The organism is Streptomyces turgidiscabies Car8 (assembly GCF_000331005.1).
Lineage (GTDB): Bacteria > Actinomycetota > Actinomycetes > Streptomycetales > Streptomycetaceae > Streptomyces > Streptomyces turgidiscabies.
In genome coordinates this window covers 1-1,843 of sequence record NZ_AEJB01000289.1, presented here as the reverse complement: position 1 = coordinate 1,843, position 1,843 = coordinate 1, and the positions used below count along the sequence as shown (strand labels likewise).

At 72.4% G+C, this 1,843-nt stretch carries 3 protein-coding genes and 1 pseudogene; all 4 read right to left on the bottom strand.

What is annotated here, in order from left to right:
* Window positions 1-14: 14 nt before the first annotated feature.
* Window positions 15-638: a GTP-binding protein gene (locus STRTUCAR8_RS19285; protein WP_078507239.1), complete on the bottom strand. Its 624-nt coding sequence runs from the start codon at window positions 636-638 to the stop codon at window positions 15-17.
* Window positions 619-1,008, bottom strand: coding sequence for a DUF742 domain-containing protein (locus STRTUCAR8_RS19280; protein ID WP_044472470.1), 390 nt, complete (start codon window positions 1,006-1,008; stop codon window positions 619-621). The genes STRTUCAR8_RS19285 and STRTUCAR8_RS19280 overlap by 20 nt, the downstream gene beginning before the upstream one ends.
* Window positions 1,005-1,433: a roadblock/LC7 domain-containing protein gene (locus tag STRTUCAR8_RS19275; protein WP_044472469.1), complete on the bottom strand. Its 429-nt coding sequence runs from the start codon at window positions 1,431-1,433 to the stop codon at window positions 1,005-1,007. The genes STRTUCAR8_RS19280 and STRTUCAR8_RS19275 overlap by 4 nt, the downstream gene beginning before the upstream one ends.
* Window positions 1,430-1,843 (bottom strand): annotated as a pseudogene (locus STRTUCAR8_RS19270) (hypothetical protein); the annotation flags it as partial. The gene STRTUCAR8_RS19275 and the pseudogene STRTUCAR8_RS19270, both read right to left, overlap by 4 nt.

Below are 1,843 nucleotides of genomic sequence, written 5' to 3'. Positions count from 1 at the left end.
CGCCGTCGTGGTGGTCAGCCGCCGATCGCCGCCGGCGGGCGGTCCGCCATCAGCCGGTTGACGAGGGCCACCAGCAGGTCCCGGCTGTCCAGCCGCTCCCGGAGGTCGCCCATGACGACCGGGACGTTCGGGTCGAGGTCGAGCGCGTCCCGCACCTCGTCCACCGTGCGGTCCCGGTGCCCGTGGAAGCAGTTGACGCCGACCACGAACGGAACTCCGCGGCTCTCGAAGAAGTCGATCGACGCGAAACTGCTCTCCAGCCGCCGGGTGTCCGCGAGGACGACCGCGCCGAGCGCCCCGTGCACCAGGTCGTTCCACATGAACCAGAAGCGCTCCTGGCCCGGCGTCCCGAACAGGTACAGGACGAGCTGGGCGCTGACCGTGATCCGGCCGAAGTCCAGCGCCACGGTCGTCGTGGTCTTCTGCTCCACCCCGTCGAGGTCGTCCACGCCCAGCCCGGCGACGGTCAGCCGCTCCTCGGTGTGCAGGGGCGGGATCTCGCTCACGGCGCCGACCATGGTGGTCTTGCCGACGCCGAAGCCGCCCGCGATCAGTATTTTCACCGCGGCGGGCGCGGTGGGCGTCCCGGCCACGGACACCTGTGACCCGGTCTGTTCGTCAGAGTCTGAGTAGGGCATCCTTCACCGCCTGGAGAAGAGTCAAGTCGGGTGTCTGGCCGACCCCGACGGCGAGCGGCGGCCGGGCTGTCACCCGGTCCAGCGTGATGAGGTCGTCGACGAGGATCTTCGTCACCGCCACGGGCAGGTTCAGCCCGGCGGCGACCTCCGCGAGAGCCACCGGCGTACGGCACTGCCGCAGGATCATCCGGTGCTCGGGCTGCAGACCCCGGTCGCCGTGCCGTTCGCCGGGCGCGACGGTGACGATCACCGTGATGAGGGTGAGGTCGTCGCGCCCCGAGGCCGTACGGCCATGGGTGATCGTGTACGGCCTGACGAGGCTCTCCTCGGCGTCATCGTCGTCCGGCGACGCGTCCGCCCAGTGGCTCACTCATGCCCCCCGCCCTCCAGGCGCTGGACCCGCGCCTCGGTCCCCAGCCGCTGCCCCACCTGCTGGACGAGGGTGTCCATCGCCACGGCCATCACCTCGGCGTCGACCTCCTGGTCCGCCACGACCGCCAGATGGGTGCCCCGCCCGGCCGAGCTGACGAACAGCCAGAGCTCGTCGAGCTCGATGATGACCTGGTGGACGGCCCCGCCGCCGAAGACCTCGCCCACACCGCGGGCCAGGCTCTGCTGACCGGTGGCGATGGCCGCCAGGCGTTCCGCGTCGACCCGGGCGATGCTGCTGGACTGGCTCACCACCAGCCCGTCGTCGGACAGCACGATGGCGTTCCGGGTCCCCGGAACCTGGTCGACCAGACGGTCGAGCAGCCAGTCGAGGTCGGAGTTGGTGGCAGTGGTTCGCAGAGTCATCGTCCGTCTTCCTTCCGGGGCCGGGCGGGCCCCGGTGAGGGGTTGGTGGGCTGGCTGGGCTGGTGACCGGCGTCGGGCCGGAGCCGGGCGGCCTTGGACTGGCGTTGGAAGGCACCGACGGTGGCACCGGAACGGGCGCCCGTCCGGCGGGGGAGCGGCTGCGCGGTGCCGGGTCCGGTGTCGTACGAGGGGGGAGCCTCCCGGAGTTCGGTGGCGAGACTGGCCTGCCGGACGCGCCGGGGCAGGGGGTTGGTGCTCGCCGAGGGGGCTTGCGCGGACGCCTGTACGGAGGCCTGCGCGGGACGGGCCACCGGCGTCGAGGGCGCGGCCCAGGGCCCGATGAGGGGACGCTCGTACGCCTCCGGGTCACCGGTCGGTCCGGTGTGGCCGGTGTGGCCGGTGTTCCCTGT

Coding starts and splice junctions, on each gene's coding strand:
- STRTUCAR8_RS19275 (WP_044472469.1), bottom strand. CDS start 1,433: ATGACTCTGCGAACCACTGCCACCAACTCCGACCTCGACTGGCTGCTC.
- STRTUCAR8_RS19285 (WP_078507239.1), bottom strand. CDS start 638: ATGCCCTACTCAGACTCTGACGAACAGACCGGGTCACAGGTGTCCGTG.